The following is a 26,295-nucleotide window of genomic DNA, read 5'->3' on the forward strand; positions in this document are numbered from 1 at the left end:
TAGGTTAACCTATAATGAAAGTCAACACTATTTATATAAAAATACTAAATTTTTATATATTTATTACCGAATAAAATTATTAAATGAAGCCGCTTAATTGCGGTTTTTTTATGTCCAAATTTTGAGTAATTCACTCAACATCGAATCGACAGCAAAGCTAGACACACGCATAACTAACATTTAGCTAGTACGCTGTCACATCATTAACTAACAAGAATATTCATCATGGAAAAATACACTTCACCGATTTCGTATTTCTGGGGAGCTATATGCACTCTATTTGGTGCGCTCAGCTTGAACGATATTGCTATTGTGGTTGGTATTATTTTATCAATAGCGACGTTTATTATTAACTGGGTATATAAACGCCGAGATTTCTATCACAAAAAGAACTTGAGAGAGCAATACTATGAAAAACACAACAAGAATAGCGACGAGTGCGATTTGTAGTGTTTCAGTAATCATCGGTATTGTTATTGCTAATTACTCAGATGAAATCAGAACGAGCAAAGCAGGGCTTGAAATAATCGGTAACGCTGAATCATGCGTACGAGAGCCATACTATTGTCCTGCTAATGTATTAACAGTAGGTATCGGCTCAACGGGTAACATTCAACAAAAGGTCTATTCAGACGAGGTAATAGCTCAGCGTTGGGTTGGTGATATCAAAACAGCAGAAATGTGCGTTAATCGCTACGCTAATGGTTTTCATTTGCCTCAACCCGTTTTTGATGCTGTAACGTCAATTACTTTTAATGTTGGATGTTCAAAAATGAGAACATCAACAATGTATAAACATCTGAACAATGGCGATTATAAAGCGGCTTGTAATGAGTTTCCAAGATGGAATAAAGCAGGCGGTAAGGTTTTGAATGGCTTAGTAATCAGACGAGAAAAGGAGAAGGCGTTATGTCTATCTTATGCTTCGTTATCGCATCAATAATGGCAGTCAAGAGTATTGATGGCTGGGGTTGGTTTTTATTTGTATCGTTATTGTTGAGTGATTCATCATGTTCAAATTGTCTAAAGTAAACATAGCAAGCATAGCATTAATCATTATCGGCTTTGCCTTTACTGTCTATTTCGGTTACAACAATTATCAAGAGAAGAAACAGCTACAAAAAGATAAAGCTGAACTATCTAAAGAAATCGAACAGTTAGAGCAGAACATCGCTAAAAACAATCAAATCATAGCGCAACGAGAGCAAGAAAAAGCTCAAGACGCTATGTCAATTAAACAACTTCAAGAGCAAATAAAAGATGCGCTTAAAAATAATCAATGTGCTAATGATTTTATGCCCAGCAATATTTCTGACTGGATGCGGAGCGGTAAAAACTGAGTACGTTTATCAATGCAATATTCCTGCATCACTAACACAGCCAAATAACGAGCCTTATATTGATAAGCGAATCACTTGGGGACAATGTCCAGTTCTGTACACTGAATTATTGAACGAGTTGAGGCAGTGTAATAGCGATAAAAGGGCGATAAATCTAATCGACAACGGGAAATAAAATGCTTGAATTAAATCTCATAACAGTAACTGGCAGAAAAGTAGCTTTTGCCGGTTATTCATCGTACGGCCCACCAAGCGAGAGAGTGCAAGAAAATGGCGTATACGAAATATATAAATCATTGTTCTTGTCTCGTGAGTTTTACAAAATTATTTGCTATACAGAGAGCGCAAGACAATGCGACGATCCAAAAGTGCCGGCTGGCAAGAAATTGTATGATGTGTATATTTATTCAATCTTGGATAAAGAAAAAACAAAATACACACTCATGTATAACAATGATGATGATTTAAAAGAAAAGCTAAAGTTAAGCATTGAGCAAAAAAATCTCTCAATGATTGAATTGCGAAAACAATTGAGGTTGCGTCGAAATAGGTATTATCAAGAAGCGTAATGGTGATAAAAGGGCGATAAGAGAGATTAATAATGTGCGCTTAACTGGTGGCTAAACACACATTAATGATTTTACAGTTTGTTAATTTTATTATATGGGCTAGCTTTATCGTAAACATATTGAGCTTTTTCAAAGAATTTGTAAAAATCATCCCTTTTAATGTTTGCGCCTTTGAACTCTCTAAAGCGCTCAAGATCTTTTTCTAGTTTCTTTTTATTCTCTGCTGATGTGCTAAGGCTAAAATGTTTTAGTATTGTTTCCAATTCATGATCTCTATTATTGGATGTTGAATCAATAAATATCCTATCGGATTTACTCATAATTTTCTCCTTTATGTTAATTTTATTAATGAACCGTCTACTTGTGAAACGTTTCATAATATTAAATGTTATCTGTGGTGATAATTTAAACTAGGATTATAAAAAATAAATTTTATTTGTGATTCGCTTCACAAATAACAATTGTAGATGTTGACATGAGAATATGTATTCAAGCAAAAAAATAAATATTAGATTTAACACATGATAAACGTATACAACAACACTAGATGGCGGAAAGCCCGATTAACATATCTACAGCGTAACCCGTTTTGCGTTATGTGCTTAAAGCAAGGTAGATATGAACCAGCAACAGCAGTAGACCACATTATTCCTCACAAACTCGAACAAGCATTAATATCTAAAGACCCAATCAAGATAAAGAAAGCCCAGAAACTGTTTTGGGATTCATCAAACTATCAGGGTTTATGTAGCACTCATCACTCAAGCACTAAACAACGTATTGAGAATAATGGTACAGAGATAGGATGCGATGTGAACGGTATGCCGTATGGTGGGCATTGGGTTGATAATAAAAAGTAAATTATTAATTTATAATAATTTGATGGAAACCCATAAATAAGTGGGAGGGGGTGGTAAATTTCTACAACTTTTGGTCTTCCAAACCGCCCACCCTCCTTTTTATGCAAAACCGCGAATTGAAACCTTTTTTTTGGAGTAATTATGGCAGGTCGCAGACCAACACCAACGCCTTTTAAATTGGTGACAGGCAATCCCGGTAAACGACCGTTAAATAGTAAAGAGCCTAAACCCAAAGAAGGCTATCCCGATATTCCTCAGCACTTCAACGAACAAGCTAAAGATATCTACCTTTGGTTATGTGACATGCTCAATGACATGGGTTTATTGACTGTTGTTGACGGGATCGCAATTGAACGTTTAACAAAATGTTATATAGAAATTTTAGAATGTGACAAGGTAATCGAAGAGCACGGTCAAGTACAGCAAGTAGTTAACACTCAAGGGGAGTTAGTTTTAAAATCTAATCCTGCGGTAGCTCAACGCGCAGATGCTGATAGGCGATTACGTGCTTGGATGATTGAATACGGTTTGACACAAGCATCTAGATCAAAGGTGAAAGTAAATGGTAAAGAGGAAGCAAACGAACTCGACCAATTCTTTGGTTGATAAAGCGACTCAATACGCCATTGATGTGACATCAGGAAAAATCTTAGCCGGTCCTGATATTCGAAACTCATGTAAAAGGCATTTAGATGATTTAAAAAATGCAAAAGAAAAAGGGTTAATATGGGATATCGAATCTGCTGATCGTGCTACTGCATTCTTTGAGAAAGTACTTAAGCTAAATGGTGGTGAGCACGAAGGGAAGCCTTTCACACTACTACCGTGGCAATGTTTTATTGTCGGCTCAATATTTGGTTGGAAAACATTAGACGGTTATCGCCGCTTTCGCATGGTCTATATTGAATCAGGTAAAGGTTCGGGTAAATCGCCGTTAGCCGCAGGGATAGGGCTTTATTGTTTAATGGCAGATAACGAGCCGAGAGCAGAAGTCTACGCAGCGGCAACAAAGAAAGACCAAGCAATGATATTATTTCGTGATGCTGTTGCTATGGTTGATCAGTCCCCAGCGTTATCCGAGCGAATAAGAAAATCAGGCACGGGGCAAAATGTTTGGAATTTAGCTTACTTACAAAAAGGTGCTTTTTTCCGCCCAATATCATCAGATAACGGACAATCGGGTCCACGACCTCATTGCGTATTAATTGACGAAATACATGAACACAAATCGAATGAAGTTGTTGAGATGATGAGAGCGGGTACAAAAGGGCGTACCCAAGCCATTATATTAATGATAACTAACTCGGGACATAACAAAACAAGCGTTTGCTATGAGTATCATGAGTACGGTCGAAAAGTAGCGGAACAAACATTAACTGATGACGCCTTTTTTTCTTTTATTTGCTCATTGGATGAAGGGGACGATCCGCTTACTGATGAATCTTGCTGGCCAAAAGCCAATCCGTCACTAGGTCACACATTTACACATAAGTATTTATGCGAACAAGTCACACAAGCAAAAGGGATGCCGGCCAAAGAATCCATTGTCAGACGCCTTAACTTTTGTCAATGGGTAGAGGCGGATAACCCGTGGCTTGCAGCTGACATTTGGATGGCTAACGAGCAAGATTTTAATATAGAAGAATTTGTTGGAGAGGAGTGTTACGGCGGGTTGGATTTATCTGGTACTCGCGATTTAACGGCTCTCTCCCTTTACTTCCCTAAATATAAAACAGCATTTACCGAGTTTTGGACACCGCAAGAAACGTTATTAGACAGGTCAAAGTCCGACCACGTTCCTTATGATGTATGGGTAAAGCAAGGTCATTTATTTGCGACTCCCGGACGTGTTGTTGACTACGATTATGTTGCAAAGCGCCTCGGTGAGCTAAAAGCAAAGTTTAACATTATTAGATTGGCGTTCGATCCATACAGAATTAAATACTTTCAAAAGTCGCTTGATAATGAATCCATTGATATTGAAATGACTCCGCACGGACAAGGTTTTTTTAAGTCTCAAGAAAGCGGTTTATGGATGCCTCACTCCATTGAACTATTAGAAAAAGATATCACGGAAAACAATATCACGATTAAATTTAATCCATGCTTGCGATGGAATGCGGCTAGCGCTGTGCTTGAATCTGATAACAAGGAAAATAAAGTCTTTGCGAAAAAGAAAAGCTCAGGACGAATTGATGGCGTTGTATCCCTAGCTATGGCTAGGGGGTGCGCTGATGCAACGTATGAACAAACAAATAACCTATCTGACCACATATTAAACGTAGGAATACGGTCCTTATAATGAATATTTTTAATTTATTTAAACGTAAATCGCATGGCGTTACCACCTCTCAAGAGGTATCCGATTACATCGGCTTTTCACTAGATACTTACGCGGGTCGCAGAGTTAGCCCAGCCCTAGCTATGCAGCTAACAGCGGTGTTCGGTTGCGTGAGGGTATTAACAGAATCAGTTGGAATGTTACCTTGTTTTTTATATCAAGCGACCGATAAAGGGCGAAAGAAAGCACCTAAAGAAAAACTGTACTCGCTTTTGTACGTTGCGCCAAATAACTATATGACACCGCAGGAGTTTTGGGAGTATCTAATCGGTTGCCTTTGTTTGCGAGGTAACTTTTACGCTTACAAAGTTAAGGTATTCGGTGAGGTCGTTGAGTTACTCCCTCTCTTGCCCGGTAGCGTACAGCCCAAGCTTAATGAGAAATGGGAGCCTGTTTATCAAGTCACATTCCCCGACGGATCTTGTGATGTTTTATCCCAAGAGGAAATTTGGCATGTACGCACATTCTCAATGGATTCTTTAATCGGGCTTAGCCCAATTAGTTATGCACGGCACGCTATCGGGCTAGGTTTAGCAACGGAAGAACACGGCTCTAGACTGTTTAGTAATGGCGCGGTATCAAGCGGCGTATTACAAACTGACCAAGTATTAACGGATGAAGCGTACAAACGCTTAAAAGACAATTTTCAAGAGCGTCATCAAGGTTTATCAAATGCACATAAGCCGATGATCTTAGAAATGGGGCTTAAGTGGAATAACATTAGTATGTCTGCCGAAGATGCCCAATTTCTAGAAACACGTAAATTTCAATTAGAGGAAATATGCCGAATATTTCGAGTGCCGATGCACATGGTGCAAAACACCGATAGGGCTACATTTAATAATATTGAAAATCTAGGTATGGGATTTGTTAACTACTCATTAGTACCGTATCTAACACGTATTGAACAGCGCATAAATGTTGGTCTGGTTAATAAAGAAAAGCGAGGGCAGTTTTATGCCAAATTCAATGTAGGAGCTTTATTGCGTGGCGATATGAAATCACGTTATGAATCGTACGCCACAGGTATTAACTGGGGCATTTTGTCACCGAATGAGTGCCGAGATTTGGAAGAGCGTAACCCAAGAGAGGGTGGTGACATCTATCTAACCCCAATGAATATGACTACTAAACCACAGGATAATAACAAAAATGCTAAACAAAAAGAGACTTGATATACCCTTTGAAATTAAGTCAATCAGTGATACAGGTGCGTTTACGGGCTACGGCTCGGTGTTCGGCGTAAAAGATAGCTATTCCGATATTGTGATTAAAGGCGCTTTTGCGAATTCGCTTAATAAGTGGAAAGAAAAAGGACGTTTACCTGCACTCCTTTGGCAACACAAGATGGACGAACCTATCGGCTATTACACAAAAATGGTTGAGGACGATAACGGATTATACCTTGAGGGGCAGTTGTTAATTGATGATGACCCACTCGCAAAACGAGCACATGCTCATATGAAGGCAAAATCATTATCTGGGTTATCAATTGGCTACATATTAAACGATTATGATTATGACAAGGAAAAATCCGCATTCATTTTAAAGGATATTGACCTTTGGGAGGTTTCCGTTGTCACGTTCCCTGCCAACGATGAAGCAAGGATTGATAACGTAAAAAGTATTTTCGAAAGTGGGGATATACCGCCGCCGAAAGAAATAGAAAGAGTACTGCGTGACGTTGGACTCTCCAGAACTCAGGCAAAGGCGTTTATGTCTGAGGGATACTCTTCACTAAAACAGCGAGACGTTAGTAATAGCGAAGAAAACGCATTAAACATTTTAAAATCCATTTTTAATTAGGAGATTATATATTATGGCAGCAGATCAAAAAGATGTTGAACTTGTCGCGCAAGAAATTAAAGATCAATTTGAACAATTCAAAGCAACTAATGACAAACGACTAGATGCAATTGAACAAGAAAAAGCAGCATTGGCAGGGAAAGTAGAATCTCAGAACGCAAAATTATCAGAATTAGATAATATAAAAACTGCGCTAGAAAACGAATTAAAAGAAGTTAAACGCCCTGCAGGCGGTAACCAACAAGCCTCAGCACATAAAGAAGCGTTTGCCATGTTCATCCGCAAAGGTGACGAACAAGGATTAGCCGAACTGGAACGAAAAGCAATGCAAACGGGTACGGATGCTGACGGTGGCTTTGCAGTACCAGAAGAACTAAATACTGATATTTTAGCCGCATTGCGTGATGAAGTTGTGATGCGCCAAGAATGTACGGTAATGACAGTAGGTACACCAGACTGGAAAAAACTAACCAATAAAGGTGGTATTGCTAGTGGTTGGGTCGGTGAAACCGATGAGCGAACAGAAACCGGTACGCCAAAGCTCGGTGTTATTTCTCCTGTCTGGGGTGAAATTTACGGTAATCCGTACGCTACGCAAACCATGCTTGATGATGCCTTTTTTAATGTTGAATCTTTTATTGTGAATGAGCTTTCTCAAGAGTTTGCAGAAAAAGAAGAAGAGGCATTTACACTCGGTGACGGAAATAAAAAACCGAAAGGCTTTTTAGCTTACGAAACTACAGCGCAAGCAGATAAAGATCGTGACTGGGGTAAATTACAAAACGTTGTAGCAGGTGCGGCGAATTTAACAACTGATGATATCGTGAAGTTAACTTACACACTGCGTAAGGTCTATCGTTCAGGTGCTAAATTTATGATGAACAATCAATCATTGTTAGCGGTTCGTTTACTAAAAGATTCTAATGGTAATTACATCTGGCAACCAGGCTTACAAGTTGGCCAACCATCATTATTATCGGGTTTTGCTGTCGCTGAAAATGAGCAAATGCCTGATATCGGCGACAGCTCAGGCAAAGCACCAATCGCATTTGGTAACTTCAAACGTGGCTTTTATATCTTTGATCGCATTGGTATTCGTATGTTACGAGACCCATACACTAAGAAGCCATTTGTTGGATTCTATACAACCAAACGTGTTGGCTCTATGTTGAATGATAGCAATGCTATTAAAGTGTTAACTATGCCAGCAGTTCAATCACGTTCAGCAAAATCTTAACTGAAATGACAAGGCCCTTTATTAAATAAAGGGCTTAGAGGTTTTTATGTCTACCATAACTTATAAATTTCCAACGCTAGATGAAATCAAAAACCAATGTCGAATTGATAATGATGATGAAGACAATTTATTAAATATATATTTAAAGGCCGCAATTAGTAGAGCACAGAATTACACCAACCGTATATTTTATGAGGATGAAATACCGGCTGACGCATGTCCATCAGCCATGTTAGTTGAACCAGATGTAAAAATTGCAATTTTGTTGGCTGTGGGGTATTGGTATCAACAACGTGAAGATGTTGCTAACGAACAGTTATATTCTATTCCTCTTGGCTTCAATGCCTTATTAAACTCTTACAGGTATATACCAATATGATTAGAGCGGCAGGCAAACGAAATCAAAAAATATTGATTCGCCGAAGGTTTGATATTCCTGTTGGTTTTAGTGATGTAGATCCTGAATACTCAAAAGGTTTTTACAAATGGGCTAAAGTCAAACAACCGAACTCTGCAACCTATTTTAATTCAATTCAGACCGAGAATGTAATCACTCATTATTTCGAAATAATTGCCAACGACGGGATGCCAATATCTGTTGATTATGAAATTGTTTGGAACGGTTCAGTTTATCGAATTAAACGATGTCGTTGGTTAGATCAGTTAAAAAAATATCTTTTACTTGAATGTGAGGAGTTTGCACTAAATGAATGATTACAACGTTCATGTTGATTTTAAATTAACCGAAGTGGCTGAACTTGACCGAAAAAAATTGCGTAAAACCTTCGTCAAAATCGGTAGAAAAATTCAAGCAACATCACGCGCATTAGTCAGTAAAAAACAGGTTTCCAAAAGTGGTGAATATCCGGGATATCGAAGTGGTAAGTTGAGTCGTTCTATCGGTTATAAAGTGCCTCGTCCTACATCACGGCGACCAGGACTCATGGTTATTGTGATGCCGAATGTTAAAGGCGGAAACAATATGGAAAAGCTAATGGGTCCGTATTATCCAGCATTTTTATTTTATGGCGTTAGGCGTAATGCCAAACGAGGGAAAAGACATAAGAAAGGAGCTTCAGGCGGAACGCCTTGGCGTATTGCTCCTCGAGCAAACTTTATGATTGATGCGTTAAATAAAGAATCGTCTTGGAGTAAATACACGTTAGCTAAAGAGCTAGTCAACTCAATGAAGAAGGTTAAACAATGAAATTATCACATATCGTCCACACATTGCGCCATTTTAGTCCTAGCTTTGAAGGTCGCGTTGGGGGTGCTGCTGAATTTTCAGCTATCAAAGATACGACATTCTTGAAATTGCCAGCAGCCTATGTGGTTCCTCTTGATGATAGAGCAGAAGATAACAAGTCACAAACGGATTATTGGCAAAATGTGACAGAGGGATTTGGGGTTATTGTTGTATTAAAGCCTCTTGATGAGCGAGGACAACACGAAGCATACGACATTGTCGAAAATATAAAAACCGAACTTTGGCGAGCATTGCTCGGCTATGAACCTTCACCTGCGCATTATCCCATTCAATATGATGGTGGTGATTTACTCGATTTAGATCGAGGGAGAATTTTTTATCAATTTAATTTTAGCGCAGTGCGTGAAGTAGGGTTTGAAGATACTCGACAATATTTTGATTTAAACGCTATTGATAACCCAATTCCTGATCCTGACTGGCAACCCGATCCAAACAAACCAGATATTACCGAACCTCCGCAGTACAACCCGTTAAACATCGGCGACTTTGATACTTTAGCAGGGACTGTTAATGAACAGGATTCGCATGTAACCGTTAATTTTGAACACAATAATATCTATGAGGGCAATAATGATAATTAGACCAGTGAGTGGCAAGCAGGTATATGACCCCAATAGCGGGGATTATTTACCACCAGACGGTCGTAATGTTGAGTTTAACCAATACTGGGCTAGACGACTAACAAATAATGATGTTGAAGAAGTCACAAACATCAAAGTAAAACAAGAAAAAAAGGTAGCTAAAAATGACAATTAGTTTTAACAACATTCCTAGCAATATAAAAGTGCCGCTATTCTATGCGGAAGTGGATTCATCAGCGGCCAATACAATTCAAGATAGTGGTGCTTCATTAATCATTGCGTATCCATTGGCTGAAAGTCCAATTGAGCGTAATAAGCTCATTATTATACCAACAGCAGATCACGCTAAAAAACTCGCAGGACGAGGCAGTCAATTATCTAGAATGGTTGAAGCCTATCGCAATATTGATAATTTTGGTGAGCTTTTTGTCATCGCTGTAGATGAACCCACAGCAGGCTCGAATGCGTCGGGTACTATCCAAATATCAGGTATAGCAGAAGAAACAGGCACATTAAGTCTCTATATCGGCAACAGTAAAATTCAATCACGAGTAACCGTCTCTGATACTGCAGAAACCATAGCAAACGGATTACATAATGCGATTAATACTCATCTTGATTTACCTGTTACCGCAACCGTGACGAATAGCACAATAACGCTAACAGCTAAAAACAAAGGGTTGAGTGGCAATGACATTCCTTTGTGCTTTAACTACTATGGCACAATCGGTGGAGAAGAAACCCCAGACGGTTTAAATATTGTTATCACTCAAATGCATGGTGGAACTGGAACTCCAGATTTAACGCCGGTTATTGCTGCCATGGGTGACAAACTCCTTGATTTTATCGCATTCCCATTTAATGACTTATCATCTTTGGCAACATTTAATCATGAAATGGATGATACTACGGGTAGATGGAGCTATGCGCGCCAATTATATGGACATGCTTATACGGCTAAAAGAGGTGATTTATCTGAGCTTGTCGAATTTGGTGATAAATTAAATTATCAACATATTACCGTAGCAGGCTATGAAAAAAATATCCAAACGGGTATTGATGAATTAGTTGCGATGCGAACTGCTCGTAATGCTGTATTTATTCGTAATGATCCGGCTCGCCCAACACAAACTGGGTTGTTAAATGGCGCATTGCCTGCATCTGATAGCAATCAGTTTACACTAACAGAACAACAATCATTATTAAGCCATGGCATTGCGACAGCATATGTTTCTAGCGGTAATTTATTAATTCAGCGAGATATCACCACATATCAACGTAACAGTTATGGTGTAGTCGATAATAGTTATTTAGATAGTGAAACACTTCATACGCTAGCTTATGTACTACGTAAATTACGTAGTGTTATCACCTCGAAATACCCACGGCATAAACTGGCAAATGATGGCACTCGGTTTGGTGCTGGACAGGCAATTATCACACCAGCAGTTGCAAAAGCCGAAATCAACGCCACTTATCGTCAATTAGAGTTATTAGGCTTAGTTGAAAACTTTGATTTATTTAAAAAGAACTTAATTGTTGAAAGAAATGTCAACGATCCAAATCGATTGGATGTGCTATTCCCACCCGATCTCGTTAATCAACTACGCGTTTTTGCTGTGTTAGCACAGTTTAGATTGCAATATCAAGAGGAGAAAAATTAATGACACAACGACGTATTGCTGGAACAACTTATATTAAAGTTGATTCTAACCAATTATCATTAACGGGCGGTATTGAAGTCCCGATGAATACTAACGTTAAAGAAAGTATTTTGGGGTTAGATAATAGCGTTCATTATAAAGAAACATTTCGTGCTCCCTATATTAAAGGAACATTTAAAGTACCGGGCGATTTTCCAATCGACAAATTGGTGTCGAGTAACTCAATGACAGTTACCGTAGAACTTGCCAACGGTAAAGTTTACGTTTTGTCTAACGCCTGGGTTGAAGGTGAAGTCAATCACAATGCCGAAGAAGGTACAGCAGAAATCGAATTTCACGGTGAAGAAGGATTTTATCAATAATGAAAGAAATTAAATTATCACAGCCGATTATGGCGCACGGCAATGAGTTACATGTGCTGGAATTAAAAGAGCCTACAGTCAAAGATATCAAAAAATTAGGCTTCCCATTTGATAGCCAAATGATTGGTGATCCTAAAAAAGTGGCCGATTACATTGTTGCGTTAGGTAACGTTACACCAAGCTCCGTTGAACAGCTCACTCCGTATGATTTTTTAATGATTACAGGTGAAATCATGATGTGCTTTGGCCCAAAGGAGAAGGAGGAGAATACAGTGGAGGAACAAGCAACAGTGAAATAATTACAATCGAATATCTTGTAAACCTTTGTTTTGACCTCGCCAAATACTGGCAACTATCCCCCTTTTATATCATAGAAGAACGTTCACTATCCGAAGTTTTTGAATTATGTGAACAAGCAAATCGCATAGAAAATAGCAAGGAATCATAAATGGCAGGCTTTAACTTAAAAGCAGTGGTGACATGTGTTGATAAGCTGTCACCTCAATTAAATACAATGAAAGGCAAACTTGAAAAGTTCCAAAAAAAAATGAACAAATCAGGCTTTGGCAAACTTGGTTTAAAAGATGCTGTAACAGGTTTGGCTATCTCTGCGCCGTTTGTTAAAGGGGTGAAAGATGCGATGGCGTATGAAGAAGTGATGGCTGACATTAGGAAAGTCGTTGACTTTGATACGCCTGAACAATTTAAACAAATGGGCCAAGATATTCGTGAAATGTCATTATCATTACCGATGGCTGCGAAAGATATTGGAGCCATTGTTGCCGCAGGTGGGCAAGCAGGTATACCCAAAGAGGATTTAAAGCAGTTTGCCGAAGATGCCGTGAAAATGGGGATCGCGTTCGATACCACAGCTGAAGAAGCAGGCAGTACAATGGCTACTTGGCGAACCGCTTTAAAACTCACTCAAAGTGAAGTTGTTGGCTTATCGGATAAGATCAATTTATTGAGTAACACACAAAATGCAAAAGCAAAAGACATTTCAGATGTAGTCACGAGAATGGGGACGCTAGCGGCAACATCTGGGGTTAGTGCAGATAAATTAGCGGCATTAAGTTCAACAATTATTGCAACGGGTACAAATACCGATCAAGCGGCTACAGGTATTAAAAACTTTATGTTGACGCTGACATCAGGAAAATCAGCGACAGCGAAACAACAAAAAGCCTTGCAACAGTTAGGCTTCACATCAAATGAAATAGCGAAAGGGATGCAGAAAGATGCCGAAGGGACAATTATGTCGGTGCTCAAATCCCTGGGTAAAGTGTCTAAAGATCGGCAGTCTGCTGCATTAACGGTTTTATTTGGAAAAGAAAGTGTTGCCGCAATATCGCCATTACTCAACAATATGGAATTACTAAAGGAAAACTTTAGTCGGGTAGGTGATGCGTCTCAATATGCTGGTTCAATGCAGAAAGAATATGAATCACGCTCAAATACGACAGCAAATAAACTACAGCTTTTTAACAATGCGCTAACCAATATTAGCTTATCAATAGGTGATGCGCTGTTACCTGCATTTACTGAGCTATTAAATCAAATGCAGCCGCTAGTTGTTTCATTCGGTCATTTCATCCAAGAAAATCCTGAACTAGTGAAGATGGTTGCAATGGCGGTTGCGGGGTTAATTGGTCTTCGTGTTGCGTGTGCAGGTGTGAATGTTATTGTTGGTGCGATATCAACAGGGATTACTATTTTCAACGGGATATTGAAAGGCGTTACTGTTGCAACAAAACTATTTACATTTGCACAAATAGCATTGTCAAATGCTTTTAAAATTGTGCGTATAGCGTCAATAGCGTTGAGTATTGCGATGTCTATGAACCCAATTGGGCTTATCATGACAGGGATTGCTATTGCTGCAGTATTAATTATCACATACTGGGATGATATTGTTAAATTTTTTAAGTGGTTGTGGGCAGTAATTAAGCCTTATGTAATGCCTATTTTTGATTTATTTATTGACCGCTTCAAAACCGCGGCGTCTTTCATTGTTAATGCTTGGGATGCTGTCAGTAATTTTTTTATTGGGCTATGGGAATTTATCAAACCATTTGTAATGCCTATTTTTGATTTATTTGTTGATCGATTCAAAGCCGCTGGTGAAGCTATACCAAAAATGTGGGAAAGTGTCCAGAATTTCTTTAAAGGTCTATGGGATAACGTTAAGTCTGGCATCCAGCCGTTACTAGATGCATGGAACTATCTCTTCAGTGAAAAAGAAAAGCAAGTAAAAGTGACAGTTGATACAGCTAGTTTACCTAAAGAAATGACTAAACCAATGGTTATATATCCTTATTATCAAACACCACAAATGCCGTTAAATAACTTTTCAAATAGTAACACGAATCGAAATAGCAATGGTGAATTGGTTGTGAAGTTTGAAAATGCACCACAAGGAACCGTTGTAAAACAAACTAAACAAGCATCTGGTTTTAACACTAAAGCTGATGTTGGCTGGAATCCATATGCTATAGGGGCAAACTGATGAACTTCATGAATTGGTTAAATAATTTATTGCCGGCCAGTTTTCGCGGTGTACCGTTTCAAGTTAGCGGTACATCATCAGAGTTTGGACGGCGCAATCAAACGCACGAATACCCTTTTAGAGATGTACCATATACCGAAGATATTGGACGTTCAGCACGTAAAAATAAAATTGAGGCCTTTGTGGTTGGTGACGATCACAAAGAACAAGCTGAAAAACTGGTAGAAGCAATCGAGGAAGAAGGCGCAGGAATACTCATCCATCCAATACTTGGTGAACTTAATGTCAATATTGTGGGTACTGCAACAGTGAGCAATTCCGTTGAAAACGGTCGAATGAGTGTTATTTCATTTTCATTTGTCGAAGCTGGTGAGTTAATATTCCCTGATGCGTCTGTAGCTACTGATGATGTAGTTGATGAAAATGCAGATAATGTAGATCAGGCTCTATTAGATGCGTTTGAAGATTTTGACTTAATCGATGCGCCCGATTTTGTACAGCACAGTATTCTTGATGACACCATGTCAATTTTAAATGACATCGCTGATGCTTATAATGCGATAACTCCATATGTTAATGATGCGGTTAAAATCCTAAATGGTGACCTGTCGCCAATTCTCGGTGCGGGTGGTTCATCCATTATTAATTCAATCAAAAATGTTTGGAAGAGTGCGACAAAATTTTCCAATTCTATAAATGGGTTGATAGCAAGGGTAAAGGTGTTTAACGGTATATCGTTTATAAAAAGCATTTTACCCGGTGCTATTTGGTCAACGGATAGCAAATCAACTAAAAAAAGAAAGAAAAATCAAAACTTAATTAATACTGCTATTCGAGTAACCGCTCTAACAGAAGCATCACGAATAATCGCATCACTACCAAAACAAGTTGAAGATAAAAGAAAACAAGCTTTTGCTCCCGTAGCATTAGAATCAACAAAAGGTAAAAAAGAGCATTCTTTTGACCGAGAGCATACGTTACCAACTGGTCATTCAACTAATAACATAACAAGCACCTCCGTATCAACATCATCAGTTGAAAAAAGTAATACAATTTCATTTGATGATTTACTGGATATCAAAGGATCCATTAATGAATCCTTTGATAAAGAATTGTCACGAACCGAGCACGATGGTTTATACGTTGCGCTAGTAAAATTAAAGGCCGCGGTTAACCAAGATATCAATGAACGCTTACTTAAAATAGAGAAAACAATCGTTTATATTCCTAATGAAGTATTGCCCGATTTAGTTTTAGCTCACTATCTCTATAACAATGCTATGCGTTGTGAGGATATATCGATTCGCAACAACATTCTTCATCCTGGTTTTATTCCTGTTAAAGAGCTGCGAGTACCAAAACCATGAATCAAAATAAAGTTTTTTTAAAAGTTAATCGTAAGTACTTCGGTGGTTGGACTGATGTGAGTATTTCGGCCGGTATTGAACGGCTAGCCCGTGATTTTAATGTCACCATTACTCGACAATGGCCATCATCAGGCGATAATTCAGAAACAAAAATCGATGTTAAAAATGGTGATTTAGTCGAATTGTTTATCGATGATGATGTGGTTTTAACAGGTTACGTTGAAGCGTTGCCAATTCGGTATGACGCCGGTTCGCTATCAATGGGCATTGTCGGCAGAAGTAAAACGGCTGATTGTGTTGATTGTAGTGCGGTGCCTAAACAATATAGCGGTAGTTCAACTATTCAAGTTATTCAAGATTTGGTTAAGCCATTCAAACTGAATGTTATTAATCAAGGCAGTGATGCAGGTTCCGTTAGTATTCAAGCGGACCAAGGGGATACTGTTTTTGATGTCATTAGTAAAATAATGGGTATGCAACAAATAGTTGTATTCGATGATGAGCAAGGGCAAGTAATAATTGGCGATATTGGTTCAGATGAGGCAAAAACAGCATTGGTTTTAGGGGCTAATATTTTGTCTGCGGATACTGAAAAGAGTATCAAAGATCGGTATTCAGATTACTTTGTCTCTGGGCAAGGCGTCGGTGATGATGAAAACTTTGGTGAAGCAACACTAGCATCAGTTAGATCCACATCTAAAGATGAAGGGATCTTAAGATATCGCCCTCTAATCATTAAACAGTCTGGCGATTCGAATAACGGTACTTGCCAAGAACGCTGTGAAATGGAAAAAGTGCTGAGAGCAAGCAAAACCAGAGAAGTTACATACACGGTTCAAGGTTGGCGGCAAGGTGATGGAACGTTATGGAAACCGAATCAAATGGTTGTCGTTGATGATCCGCTACTGGGTTATGATAATGAAAAACTGGTTATTGCCGAAGTTAAATACAGCTTAAGCAGCCGCGGAACGTTATGTGAATTAAAAGTCGGACCCGTTGAAGCATATTTGCCAGATAGGAAGAAAACCAAGAAGAAAAAAGGTAAGAAAGCCGATGGCGAGGTATTTTAATGCGTAAAGTTTTAAATAAAATAATGAACCTTGTATCTCGTGGCTATATCACATTCAGTAATAGCGCAAGCAAATGCCAGACGTTGCAAATCAAAATGTCGGGAGGTGAACAAAAAAGTGATGTCGAGCATATCGAGCCATACGGGTTCACATCAAGACCATTGGATGGCGCAGAAGCAGTGGCGCTATTCTTAGACGGCGATAAGTCGCATGGAGTTGTTCTGGTAGCGGGGGATCGTCGTTACCGTATTAAGTCGCTTAAAAAAGGTGAAGTTGCTATTTACACAGACGAAGGAGATTACATTATTTTTAATCGCAATAATGAAATCAATGTAAAAACTAAGCGATTTATTGTGAATGCTGATGATGCAATAGAGTTAAATACTAAAAACTTTTTAGTTAACGCATCATCAGCAACACAATTTAATACACCATTATTAAAAGTGTCTGGGGAAATAGAGGATAAAACTAGCACTATTTCAGATATCAGAACCGTTTATAATGGTCATACACATAACGAAACAAACACGGTAACACGCAATCCAAATCAAAAAATGGGTTAGTTTGTATAGACGTTTAGTTCAAAGGGGACAAATTGCGCCTTTATTCTGTCAAAATAATACGTCATTTCAAAAGGCGCATCTTTTGCTAATACCCACAGATGTCCCGCTTGTTTTAAAGCATCGTCTTTGGATGCCAGTTTAGGCTGTAACATCCTCATTACAGAATATGTTGAACACAACATACCTTGTCGTGCTTGTTCATTTTTTGCATTGCCAGTAGATGTTATTTGTATGTTGGTTAATTTATCTTTTTCGTTAATTTTTAATATGACAGTAAACGTAACATTACCTAGTTTAAATTCTTGATAACCGTTTGCGCCATCATTTATTAAACGCAACTCATCCACTTTCATTTCTGCACATTGTGGAATTGTGTTGAAGTATTTTTTTACCCCTTTATCAAACTGTTTAGCGGTCAATGGTAGTTCTTTTTGCTCTGCGCTTGCTGAGGCTGTTAATAAAACTAAAGCTAACAAAAATAATTTTTTCATTTTTTATTCCTTATTCTGTGAGTTAGTAACATGTTTATAAACGTTAATGACAAACTGATGTCAATGTCATCACACACAAAACCACTGTATCGAGCTTTAACAATTTCTTTATTCACATGGCGACGAAAAAACGCCAGTGATGATTCAGATCATCCCTATGGTTGGTGGGGCGATTCTTACCCTAGTATAGCAAATGACAAAATTGGATCACGGCTTTATTTATTATCTCGATCTAAATTGACTAATCAAACAGCGAACTTTGCAAAAATTTATATAAAAGAGGCTGTTCAATGGATGATTGATGATGGGCTGGCATCACGTATTGATGTTTCAGTAACGCGAACCGATTTAACCGTTTTAGTTGCTATTATCAATATTTACAAAAAAGATGGTAGCAATGAAGAATTTAGGTTTGACAACTTATGGAGTGATATTAATGTCTAGTGGATTTTCAAGACCAACATTGCCAGATTTAATCACAACTATACGCAATGATTTATATGCGCGCATAGCTGGCGATGATGAGTTAATTTCATTACGCCGTAATGACCCAGAGGTATACGGACGAGTTATCGCGGGGGCAACACATGTGTTATTGGGCTATATTGAAAATATGGCCAAAAATATTTTACCTGATCAAGCAGACGAAACTTGGTTGATCCGACATGGGAATATGAAGCGTTGCTATAGAAAACAACCAACACCAGCAGTTGGTTATATTCGATTTGATGAAGTGGATGATGGCATTGTTATCAATAAAGACCAAAAAGTGAGGCGTCAAGTTGATCAGCGTATGTATACAGTTACCCAAACGACAACATCAGCAAATAATGTTTTAAGGGTGCCTGTAGTGTGTGATGAGGTAGGCAAAAAAGGAAACTGCGATGACGGTACCAGTATGTCACTGATTACCCCTGTTACTGGTCTATCATCAACTTGTTTTGCTGATTCTATTGAGTCAGGTGCTGATATTGAGGATTTAGAATCTTTTAGGAAACGAGTTATCGATAGATGGTATTACACACCTCAAAGCGGCGCAGATCAAGATTATGTACAGTGGGCAAAAGAGGTTCACGGTGTTACACGGGCTTGGTGTTATCGTCATTGGGCGGGAGCGGGTAGCGTTGGCGTGATGGTTGCAAATAGTGATCCCGTTAATCCCATTTTAGACAATACCACAATTCAAAATGTCAAAAAACATATTGAGCCATTAGCGCCTGTTGCTGGCTCTATGCTAATCGTTTTTTCGCCGATACCTAAGCCCATTAATTTTAAAATTATGGTCACACCTGATAACCCAGAAATTCGTTATCAAATAGAAGCCGAGTTAAAAGAATTTTTGCTACGGGAGGGGAAACCACAATCAACACTATTTAGATCACGTATTAGCGAAGTGATTAGTTCATCATTTGGCGAGTATGCCCATGAATTAGTTTACCCTGATAAAGATATATTTGTAGAAAAAAATCAGGTAGCCGTCTTCGGAGGGGTTGAATGGATTTAGAAAAACAATACCGAAGAATGGTAGGGCACTTATTGCCGTACGGTCCTGCGTGGGATAAATCAGAGCCAATCCTTTTATCGTTAGCATTAACACTATCCAAAACTCACGTTCGATTAGATGATTTAATGCAAGAAATCAATCCCAAAACGACGACAGAGCTGATAGATAGGTATGAGCAAATTTGCGGATTACCGGATAGCTGTTATCCATCGGATGTTCAAACGCTAACTACTCGGCGCAACCGTTTAGATTCTAAGATAAATTTGGTCGGCGGCATAAGTAAAGAATTTTTTCTACAAGTTTTAAAAGCCAACGGCTATTTAGACGCCACGATCACAAACTATAACAATGATGTTTTTACATGTGAATCAACATGCCAAGACTATTTATATGATGAAGAGTGGCGTTTTTATTGGATTGTAAACATACCTCACAATTATCAAATAACAGAAATGACCTGTAACGACGGGTGCGATTCGCATTTGAGAGCGTGGGGGGATAAACAAATTGAATGCATAATTGAAAAATTATGCCCATCACATACCTATGTAATTTTTAAATACGGAGCAATCAATGCATAGAATTGACACATCTACTGCCCAAAGAGATAAATTCGGGCAAGGTAAAAATGGTTTTACAAGAGGCAACCCTCAAACAGGCACACCGGCAACACAACTAGATTATTTGTATTGTGATGCCATTCAAGAAGAAATTGCTAATGCTATTGAATCAGCAGGCTTTACACTTGATAAATCAAAGCATGACCAACTCGCCATGGCCATTAAAGAATTTGTCAATAAAGGTAGCGTAAAGCTTAACTCATCAACTGATAGCACATCAGAAACAGAAGCTGCGACACCGTTGGCTGTGAAAAAAGTGAATGATAATGCCGTCATAGCAAACGCAAATGCAATTTCAGCTAACAGTAATGCTAATAATGCGCATAATAGAATCAATGCGATAGTTGATAAATTTGAGCCTTGTGTAAATGAATCACGAGTGTATTCAAATAATAAAAAAACATATTTGTTTGTGCGCGATGACGGTATTGTCGCCGCGTATAATACAGAAAAAAATAAAATGGTCTGGGGGTTTGACGCAAAAGGAGAGCTAGGAGTTGGAACCATTCATTCAAGTCATGTTGTCGGTTTGTCTGAGCATGTAACAAACATGTTTACTCAATCTTTTGGTCAGAACGGATACACGAGGTTGCCGAATGGTTTAATAATTCAGTGGGGGATAGTTAATAGTCTAGGAACGGATGGGAGAAATGGTACATTACAATCGTTTTTCATTGCATTTCCGAATGCGTGTTTTTCAATCAGTACTAACGATACGGGCGATGGTACAAATACTACAGCAGCAATACCAATTTCGACTTCACAATTTAAGTGCTGGGGAAAAACAACAATTAATGATTCACCGTTTAGAAATACAACAATGTTTTACATGGCAATAGGATTTTAAATATGAAACATTTTTATAACAAAAAAACACAATCATTTTATATAGATGAAATTAACAACGAAATACCTGCCGATTCTGTCGAGATTACGGCAGAACAGCATGATGAATTATATAACGCAATAAATAATGGTTGTATTATATTTGATGATTTAACGTACTCCGAACCGAAGCCGTCGAGTTTTCATAAATGGAATAGCAAAACAAAAAAATGGGTTGAAGATATTAATGAGCGTAATCAGTATTTTTGTGAACAAAACACAATTACAAAAAACTCATTAATCAGTGAAGCTAACGAAAAAATAGCTATTTTGCAAGATATTATCGATTTAGATATGCAAGAAGCTGATGAAGAAGCGCAGTTAAAAGCGTGGAAAAAATATCGAATCTTGTTAATGCGTGTTGATGTATCAGGCATTAATGCAGTATTTCCAGACAAGCCGTAAAGAAGTGGCAATTATGCCACTTTATCTTTATTTTTTATTGTTTCAACTTGTTCGATGGCTTTTTCTATGTTGTTAAAGTCAATGACATCTTTGTTTAATAAATGATGTTCTAAATCCCACCATTTTAATTCCAGTAATTTCTCTATGATATCATTTGAAAAACGATATCGTATAATTCTTGCTGGAATACCTGCTACAATAGCATATGGAGGGACATCTTTCGTGACAACTGCTGATGAACCAATAATTGCTCCATCGCCTATTTTAACCCCTGTTTGTATAACAACATTTGCTCCGATCCAGACATCATTACCAATTGTTGTTATTTCGGATATATTAAAATTGTGGGTTTTATACTGAAATGGGTGCGTTGATAACCAGTGAATTGGATGTCGATCTGCGCCTATAATGACATTTGTAGCAATTGAACAATATTTACCAATTTGTGTGTTTTTAATTGATCCACTCATAATATATGAATAATCACCAACTAAAGAATCATCAATTGTAACTTGCGCATAAACAGTTGCTGTCTCAGCGATTGTTTCAGATTTTTTAACACTATAGTCTAAATTTTTTCGCAGTTTAAATCCTGTTTTTTTATAAAACCAATATCTAAATCCCATATAATTAAATCGGTTACTCCAAGCATAATAAAATTATAGCAAAATATTAATAACAAAACACACTATCAATCTTCAACCTACAATATTCAACAGCGTCATGTAACATCACAAAATCGGCGATATCGTATAGTGTTTTTGCTGTTTGATAGAACACATAATTGTGCTCGTCGTCGCTGTTGATAATGTAGCACTCGCCAGATATTTCATTTTCGAAGTCCTCGGGCGTTTGACGTATGTAAATTGGTAGTGTGTAGTTTATTGTTATCATGTTATGTAAGATTAGTTAGTTTTATTCATCATAAACTAATATTTTTTGGAGTGTGGATTTGAATTGGAAAGTTGGGAAGTGGGTCGAAATGTTTATTTTTTTATATACATGCCTAATAATTTGATTAAAATATACTCACCAATACCTTTTAAAGAAGAATTTTATGTCTATTTTTAAAAATTACTTTTCCAAGAAGACTAATGAACCACATGAAAAAAATGGTTTTTATTATCAAAAAAGTTACGATAAGGTTATATTTTCAGAACCTAGTCAATATTTCATTGACAATTTTGATTTTTACCAAAATGATACTCGCGTTAGTTATTTTGAGGAGATACTAATTGATGAAGAAAGGACTATTATAACTTTAAAACACTTTGCAGTTGATACTGATTATTTATTTGGACAAAACAAGCGGGACGGAGGTTTTCTTTCTTTAAAAGAATTTGCTAAAGAAATAAAAAAACAACTTCCATCTGTAAATCAAATAAAGTTTGAATTGTACAGAAATGGTACATCTGACAAAATTTGCAATTTTTGTTTATCAAAGAAAAGATGTGACCTATTCCGTAGAATTGGTGCAACTGATATTAAACTGGAAAACAATGGTCGATGGGGTGATGGTTCCTTTCATTACATTGCTAAGGCTACATGGCCGAAAAGTAGCTGGTAATAATTTTTTAAATTAACAACAAATATATTTCATAGTAAATTTTTATATTTTTCATCTTAATTGATGCCGTTTGAAGTGAAAGGTTGGGAAGTGGATCGCGAAAGTGTTAGAATAATCGACATATATAAAATCTATCTTCAAATATTATTTTAACGGTATTTTAAACGGTATGTTGTTTTGTGTTATTTTAAAATTTTTATAAATCAAAATGGTATGATTTTATTTAGATTCCTGCTGGGGTCGAAATTCTACTCAACTATTTCTTAGCGGTTAAATTTACGCACTACCCAAAAATCGGTCAGAAAAGGTATTGATTTTATTAAAGTTTTTTCTTGCCATTTTTCACAAGAAAACACAGTTAACCAATTAATTTTATTAAAAAATAAATACGATACCTGAGCAATTTTTATAAAAACAATAGCGCTTTTAGAACATCTGAAAGCTATTGTTAAGATTTATTTGACAGGTATAAAAGCGCAAAACCGAATGAGTTTTAATTTGAGTTTTCTATGGTTTAGCTATTTTTTCGTTTTTTTTACTTGTTATTTATTGTTATTGAGAATAATTCGCATTTTTACACTAAAAATAACTCTGATTTTTTTTAAAATATGCATCTTTAATTTAAACGATTACTTTTATTAATACTATCGTTATTTTTAGGAAGCATAATGTCATCTTTTACCCTTAACCAGTTACCTTTAGGGCGCGAGGCGGTAATTACTCGATTATTACCTGAATCGTTACCCTTTCGTCGAAAGTTGCTTGCAATGGGCATTACGCCGGGTTGTAAGGTTTTGGCTGTGCGCGTTGCGCCACTTGGTGATCCAATTGAAATTAAAATGCGTGGATTTGCACTTTGTTTACGTCGTAAAGAAGCGCAAGCCATTGAAGTGATGGAGGTAAGTGCGTGAAGTTAGCATTAATTGGTAACCCTAATTGCGGTAAGACAACGTTATTTAATGTACTAACGGGCTCAAAACAGCGAGTAGGGAATTGGCCTGGTGTAACCGTTGAGCGTAAAACTGGTATGTTCACTTATCATCATACGCAATATGAAGTTATCGATTTGCCCGGTACGTATTCGATTGAGCCAGATCCGCTTAGTGTTTCGCAAGATGAACTTATTGCGCGCCAATTCGTGCTGTCCGAAAGTGACAGCCTGATTATTAATATTATTGATGCAACTAATTTGCAACGCAGTTTGTATTTAACTTGCCAGTTGATTGATTTGCAAGTGCCAATGATTGTTGTGTTAAATATGATCGATGCTGTTAAAGCCATGGGTGAACAGATTAATGTTGATTTGTTGTCAACTTTGCTCGGTTGTCCTGTGGTGGCAATATCATCTCGCCAAAAAATGGGTTTGCAGGGCTTTTATCAACAAATCGAAAACATGATAATGCGTCCATATACTGCACAGCCATCGATTGATCTGCTTGGCAATGATCAGCAAGCGGTGATTCATCGTTATCTTTGCGATCTGCCTGAAGATAGCGTTGTGCGCCAATTTAATCGCTGGCAATTGATAGATGCCTTATTAGATGATTCGCGCTATCGCTTATCACAATGTGAAACCAAAATGTTAGCGGACTGCCGATTGTCGCTTGCAAAATGGTGTGATAATGAAATCGATGTGGCACTTGCTAGCGCTCGTTATGACACGATTGATGTAATTTGTAAAAAAGTCATTGAGAAACCGCGTGAGCTTAGCCGTCATTTTTCTGATAGGTTAGATAATATTACGTTAGGGCGTATTACTGGGATTCCGTTCTTTTTGCTAGCTATGTATGCCATGTTTATGATGGCAATTAATTTTGGAGCGGTGTTTATTGATTTTTTTGATGTGCTTTGTGGTACTATTTTTGTTAATGGCACAACCGAGCTACTTCACGCTATCAATGCTCCAAATTGGATTACAGCTATTTTAGCCAATGGTATTGGTCGTGGCATTCAAACTGTTTCAACGTTTATTCCTGTTATTGGGGCGATGTTTTTTTGTTTGTCGTTTTTAGAAGATTCTGGCTATTTGGCGCGTGCAGCAATGGTAATCGATCGGTTAATGCGCAGTATTGGTTTGCCGGGTAAAGCATTTGTGCCAATGCTTGTGGGGTTTGGCTGTGGTGTGCCTGCCATTATGGGCACGCGAACGCTAGAAAGCACACGTGATCGCATTATGTCGATTTGTATGATCCCTTTTATGTCATGTGGGGCAAGGTTGCCGGTCTATGCATTATTTGCGGTAATATTCTTTCCTAAAAATTCCTCTATAGTGGTGTTTGCTTTATATTTGCTAGGCATAGTGGTGGCAATGGTGACGGGATTTGTGCTCAAATTCACTTTATTAAAAGGTTCACTCACACCATTTATTATGGAAATGCCTGTGTATCGTATTCCGACTTTAAGTAGTCTAATTAGTTTGACTTGGCAGCGCTTAACGTCGTTTATTTTTAGAGCAGGTAAAGCTATTGTGTTGATGGTAACTGTGTTAAGTGTGCTTAATTCATGGGGAAGTGATGGTTTGTTTAGGCAAGAAAGTTCGCAAAACTCTATGCTTTCTGTTGTTAGCCAAAAAATCACGCCTGCATTTGCACCGATGGGAATTAACCATGATAACTGGCCAGCAACAGTAGGCATTTTTACTGGTATTTTTGCTAAAGAATCGGTAATTGCAACACTCAATTCGCTTTATGCTATCGATGATGATAACGAGCAAGCCGAGCCATTTAGTTTGTCGCAAGGAATTTTAGAGGCGCTAGCAACCATTCCGAAAAATTTGGCGAGTTTGTCGAATGCAGTTTTAGAACCGTTAGGATTTAACACTGCTTCACAAGATATGGATTCACTACAGGTTGATTTAGCGGTGGATTCGACAACAATTTCACAAATTAAAAATGGGTTTGGTACCTCTTCAGCTGCGATGAGTTATTTAATTTTTATTTTACTTTATACTCCTTGTGCTGCAGCGTTGGGCGCAGTTTATCGCGAAGCTGGTTTTAAGTGGATGATGTTTGTGGCAATTTGGACTTTTACCGTTGCGTGGCTTACGGCAACTATTTATTATCAATGTACGTTACTTGGGCATTCGCCTGTCGCCGTTTGGTGGCTAATGGGGTGCAGTGCATTTATTGTGGTAATGGTACTGTTTATGCGTATTTTTGGGCAATATTTGCCTTTTAATCAATCAGCAGCGCCAAATATATCCCATTGTAAAAAATCATCATGCTGTCAGTAAATAAATGCCTGGCTAATTTGTAAAATATAAATAGAGGAAAAGTATGCAGGGATCGCCC

General features: G+C 37.8%; 34 protein-coding genes. 31 read left to right on the forward strand and 3 right to left on the reverse strand.

The features are described 5' to 3' along the window. Positions 1-225: 225 nt before the first annotated feature. From GYX25_RS11345 to GYX25_RS02410, 5 genes are all read left to right on the forward strand, one after another. Positions 226-450: a phage holin family protein gene (locus GYX25_RS11345; protein WP_080702289.1), complete on the forward strand. Its 225-nt coding sequence runs from the start codon at positions 226-228 to the stop codon at positions 448-450. After that, positions 410-943, forward strand: coding sequence for a lysozyme (locus GYX25_RS02400; RefSeq protein WP_174786596.1), 534 nt, complete (start codon positions 410-412; stop codon positions 941-943). The genes GYX25_RS11345 and GYX25_RS02400 overlap by 41 nt, the downstream gene beginning before the upstream one ends. Before the next feature lie 67 nt (positions 944-1,010). After that, positions 1,011-1,340, forward strand: a complete 330-nt coding sequence (locus GYX25_RS02405; RefSeq protein WP_174786597.1) for a hypothetical protein — start codon at positions 1,011-1,013, stop codon at positions 1,338-1,340. After that, the gene (gene lysC / locus GYX25_RS11350; RefSeq protein ID WP_446718908.1) at positions 1,288-1,515 is read left to right on the forward strand and encodes an Rz1-like lysis system protein LysC; all 228 of its coding nucleotides are present in this window, start codon (positions 1,288-1,290) and stop codon (positions 1,513-1,515) included. The genes GYX25_RS02405 and lysC overlap by 53 nt, the downstream gene beginning before the upstream one ends. Before the next feature lies 1 nt (position 1,516). Continuing rightward, on the forward strand, positions 1,517-1,909 hold the full coding sequence (locus tag GYX25_RS02410) for a hypothetical protein (protein ID WP_174786598.1): 393 nt from the start codon (positions 1,517-1,519) through the stop codon (positions 1,907-1,909). A 71-nt stretch (positions 1,910-1,980) separates the two neighbouring features. Here the strand turns inward: GYX25_RS02410 and GYX25_RS02415 are convergent, their stop codons facing one another. Continuing rightward, positions 1,981-2,229: a hypothetical protein gene (locus GYX25_RS02415; RefSeq protein ID WP_174786599.1), complete on the reverse strand. Its 249-nt coding sequence runs from the start codon at positions 2,227-2,229 to the stop codon at positions 1,981-1,983. A gap of 201 nt (positions 2,230-2,430) precedes the next feature. On the opposite strand from GYX25_RS02415, the gene GYX25_RS02420 reads away from it, so the two are divergent. The 18 genes from GYX25_RS02420 (at position 2,431) to GYX25_RS02505 (ending at position 17,533) form a co-directional block, all read left to right on the forward strand. Beyond that, the gene (locus GYX25_RS02420; RefSeq protein WP_174786600.1) at positions 2,431-2,769 is read left to right on the forward strand and encodes an HNH endonuclease signature motif containing protein; all 339 of its coding nucleotides are present in this window, start codon (positions 2,431-2,433) and stop codon (positions 2,767-2,769) included. A gap of 141 nt (positions 2,770-2,910) precedes the next feature. Next, positions 2,911-3,375 (forward strand): phage terminase small subunit P27 family, encoded by a 465-nt coding sequence (locus tag GYX25_RS02425; RefSeq protein WP_085248042.1) that lies wholly within the window; start codon positions 2,911-2,913, stop codon positions 3,373-3,375. After that, a complete protein-coding gene (locus GYX25_RS02430; protein ID WP_174786601.1) occupies positions 3,332-5,071 on the forward strand; it encodes a terminase large subunit in 1,740 nt (579 codons plus the stop codon). Before GYX25_RS02425 ends, GYX25_RS02430 begins: the two co-directional genes overlap by 44 nt. Further along, on the forward strand, positions 5,071-6,285 hold the full coding sequence (locus GYX25_RS02435; RefSeq protein ID WP_174786602.1) for a phage portal protein: 1,215 nt from the start codon (positions 5,071-5,073) through the stop codon (positions 6,283-6,285). Before GYX25_RS02430 ends, GYX25_RS02435 begins: the two co-directional genes overlap by 1 nt. Next, the gene (locus GYX25_RS02440) at positions 6,263-6,916 is read left to right on the forward strand and encodes an HK97 family phage prohead protease (RefSeq protein WP_174786603.1); all 654 of its coding nucleotides are present in this window, start codon (positions 6,263-6,265) and stop codon (positions 6,914-6,916) included. The genes GYX25_RS02435 and GYX25_RS02440 overlap by 23 nt, the downstream gene beginning before the upstream one ends. 13 nt (positions 6,917-6,929) lie before the next feature. Continuing rightward, positions 6,930-8,153: a phage major capsid protein gene (locus GYX25_RS02445; protein WP_174786604.1), complete on the forward strand. Its 1,224-nt coding sequence runs from the start codon at positions 6,930-6,932 to the stop codon at positions 8,151-8,153. A gap of 46 nt (positions 8,154-8,199) precedes the next feature. Then, entirely contained in the window at positions 8,200-8,532 is a 333-nt protein-coding gene (locus GYX25_RS02450) for a head-tail connector protein (protein WP_065590930.1), read from the forward strand. Then, positions 8,529-8,867: a phage head completion protein gene (locus GYX25_RS02455; RefSeq protein ID WP_174786605.1), complete on the forward strand. Its 339-nt coding sequence runs from the start codon at positions 8,529-8,531 to the stop codon at positions 8,865-8,867. Before GYX25_RS02450 ends, GYX25_RS02455 begins: the two co-directional genes overlap by 4 nt. After that, complete coding sequence (locus GYX25_RS02460) at positions 8,860-9,360, forward strand: hypothetical protein (protein WP_174786606.1); 501 nt, start codon at positions 8,860-8,862, stop codon at positions 9,358-9,360. The genes GYX25_RS02455 and GYX25_RS02460 overlap by 8 nt, the downstream gene beginning before the upstream one ends. Next, positions 9,357-10,001 carry a phage tail terminator protein gene (locus GYX25_RS02465; protein ID WP_174786607.1) on the forward strand — a complete coding sequence of 215 codons (645 nt, stop codon included), beginning with the start codon at positions 9,357-9,359 and terminating at the stop codon, positions 9,999-10,001. The genes GYX25_RS02460 and GYX25_RS02465 overlap by 4 nt, the downstream gene beginning before the upstream one ends. Further along, positions 9,991-10,176: a DUF2635 domain-containing protein gene (locus GYX25_RS02470; RefSeq protein ID WP_174786608.1), complete on the forward strand. Its 186-nt coding sequence runs from the start codon at positions 9,991-9,993 to the stop codon at positions 10,174-10,176. Before GYX25_RS02465 ends, GYX25_RS02470 begins: the two co-directional genes overlap by 11 nt. Then, the gene (locus tag GYX25_RS02475; protein WP_174786609.1) at positions 10,166-11,665 is read left to right on the forward strand and encodes a phage tail sheath subtilisin-like domain-containing protein; all 1,500 of its coding nucleotides are present in this window, start codon (positions 10,166-10,168) and stop codon (positions 11,663-11,665) included. The genes GYX25_RS02470 and GYX25_RS02475 overlap by 11 nt, the downstream gene beginning before the upstream one ends. Beyond that, the gene (locus GYX25_RS02480; protein WP_174786610.1) at positions 11,665-12,027 is read left to right on the forward strand and encodes a phage tail tube protein; all 363 of its coding nucleotides are present in this window, start codon (positions 11,665-11,667) and stop codon (positions 12,025-12,027) included. Before GYX25_RS02475 ends, GYX25_RS02480 begins: the two co-directional genes overlap by 1 nt. Beyond that, positions 12,027-12,326 carry a phage tail assembly protein gene (locus GYX25_RS02485; protein WP_174786611.1) on the forward strand — a complete coding sequence of 100 codons (300 nt, stop codon included), beginning with the start codon at positions 12,027-12,029 and terminating at the stop codon, positions 12,324-12,326. The genes GYX25_RS02480 and GYX25_RS02485 overlap by 1 nt, the downstream gene beginning before the upstream one ends. A gap of 149 nt (positions 12,327-12,475) precedes the next feature. Continuing rightward, on the forward strand, positions 12,476-14,533 hold the full coding sequence (locus GYX25_RS02490; RefSeq protein ID WP_174786612.1) for a phage tail tape measure protein: 2,058 nt from the start codon (positions 12,476-12,478) through the stop codon (positions 14,531-14,533). An 8-nt stretch (positions 14,534-14,541) separates the two neighbouring features. Continuing rightward, complete coding sequence (locus GYX25_RS02495; protein WP_238785951.1) at positions 14,542-15,900, forward strand: DNA circularization protein; 1,359 nt, start codon at positions 14,542-14,544, stop codon at positions 15,898-15,900. Continuing rightward, positions 15,897-16,970, forward strand: coding sequence for a phage baseplate assembly protein (locus tag GYX25_RS02500; RefSeq protein ID WP_174786614.1), 1,074 nt, complete (start codon positions 15,897-15,899; stop codon positions 16,968-16,970). Before GYX25_RS02495 ends, GYX25_RS02500 begins: the two co-directional genes overlap by 4 nt. Beyond that, complete coding sequence (locus GYX25_RS02505) at positions 16,970-17,533, forward strand: phage baseplate assembly protein V (protein ID WP_174786615.1); 564 nt, start codon at positions 16,970-16,972, stop codon at positions 17,531-17,533. Before GYX25_RS02500 ends, GYX25_RS02505 begins: the two co-directional genes overlap by 1 nt. Here the strand turns inward: GYX25_RS02505 and GYX25_RS02510 are convergent. Next, on the reverse strand, positions 17,530-18,024 hold the full coding sequence (locus tag GYX25_RS02510) for a hypothetical protein (RefSeq protein ID WP_174786616.1): 495 nt from the start codon (positions 18,022-18,024) through the stop codon (positions 17,530-17,532). The two genes, GYX25_RS02505 and GYX25_RS02510, sit on opposite strands and share 4 nt — an antisense overlap. Before the next feature lie 63 nt (positions 18,025-18,087). Here GYX25_RS02510 and GYX25_RS02515 point away from each other — a divergent pair, with 63 nt between their 5' ends. Genes GYX25_RS02515 through GYX25_RS02535 form a run of 5 tightly spaced genes read left to right on the forward strand, consistent with a single transcriptional unit; the run spans position 18,088 to position 21,438 of the window. Beyond that, positions 18,088-18,468, forward strand: a complete 381-nt coding sequence (locus tag GYX25_RS02515) for a phage GP46 family protein (protein WP_202983805.1) — start codon at positions 18,088-18,090, stop codon at positions 18,466-18,468. Next, the gene (locus tag GYX25_RS02520) at positions 18,461-19,528 is read left to right on the forward strand and encodes a baseplate J/gp47 family protein (protein ID WP_202983806.1); all 1,068 of its coding nucleotides are present in this window, start codon (positions 18,461-18,463) and stop codon (positions 19,526-19,528) included. Before GYX25_RS02515 ends, GYX25_RS02520 begins: the two co-directional genes overlap by 8 nt. Then, positions 19,519-20,109 (forward strand): YmfQ family protein, encoded by a 591-nt coding sequence (locus tag GYX25_RS02525; protein ID WP_174786619.1) that lies wholly within the window; start codon positions 19,519-19,521, stop codon positions 20,107-20,109. The genes GYX25_RS02520 and GYX25_RS02525 overlap by 10 nt, the downstream gene beginning before the upstream one ends. Further along, positions 20,102-20,995: a phage tail protein gene (locus GYX25_RS02530; RefSeq protein ID WP_174786620.1), complete on the forward strand. Its 894-nt coding sequence runs from the start codon at positions 20,102-20,104 to the stop codon at positions 20,993-20,995. Before GYX25_RS02525 ends, GYX25_RS02530 begins: the two co-directional genes overlap by 8 nt. A gap of 2 nt (positions 20,996-20,997) precedes the next feature. Further along, entirely contained in the window at positions 20,998-21,438 is a 441-nt protein-coding gene (locus GYX25_RS02535) for a tail fiber assembly protein (protein ID WP_174786621.1), read from the forward strand. Positions 21,439-21,449: 11 nt separating this feature from the next. Here GYX25_RS02535 and GYX25_RS02540 read toward each other — a convergent pair whose 3' ends face one another. Then, complete coding sequence (locus GYX25_RS02540; RefSeq protein WP_174786622.1) at positions 21,450-22,064, reverse strand: CatB-related O-acetyltransferase; 615 nt, start codon at positions 22,062-22,064, stop codon at positions 21,450-21,452. A 431-nt stretch (positions 22,065-22,495) separates the two neighbouring features. Between GYX25_RS02540 and GYX25_RS02545 the strand changes: the two genes are divergently transcribed. The 3 genes from GYX25_RS02545 (at position 22,496) to feoB (ending at position 26,237) form a co-directional block, all read left to right on the forward strand. Beyond that, a complete protein-coding gene (locus GYX25_RS02545) occupies positions 22,496-23,005 on the forward strand; it encodes a hypothetical protein (protein ID WP_174786623.1) in 510 nt (169 codons plus the stop codon). Between the two features lie 668 nt (positions 23,006-23,673). Further along, positions 23,674-23,916: a FeoA family protein gene (locus tag GYX25_RS02550; RefSeq protein ID WP_085248100.1), complete on the forward strand. Its 243-nt coding sequence runs from the start codon at positions 23,674-23,676 to the stop codon at positions 23,914-23,916. Next, positions 23,913-26,237, forward strand: coding sequence for a Fe(2+) transporter permease subunit FeoB (gene feoB, locus GYX25_RS02555; RefSeq protein ID WP_174786624.1), 2,325 nt, complete (start codon positions 23,913-23,915; stop codon positions 26,235-26,237). Before GYX25_RS02550 ends, feoB begins: the two co-directional genes overlap by 4 nt. Positions 26,238-26,295: the final 58 nt, after the last annotated feature.

Origin of the sequence: Gilliamella sp. ESL0254, from assembly GCF_013344985.1 — a bacterium.
GTDB lineage: Bacteria > Pseudomonadota > Gammaproteobacteria > Enterobacterales > Orbaceae > Gilliamella > Gilliamella bombicola.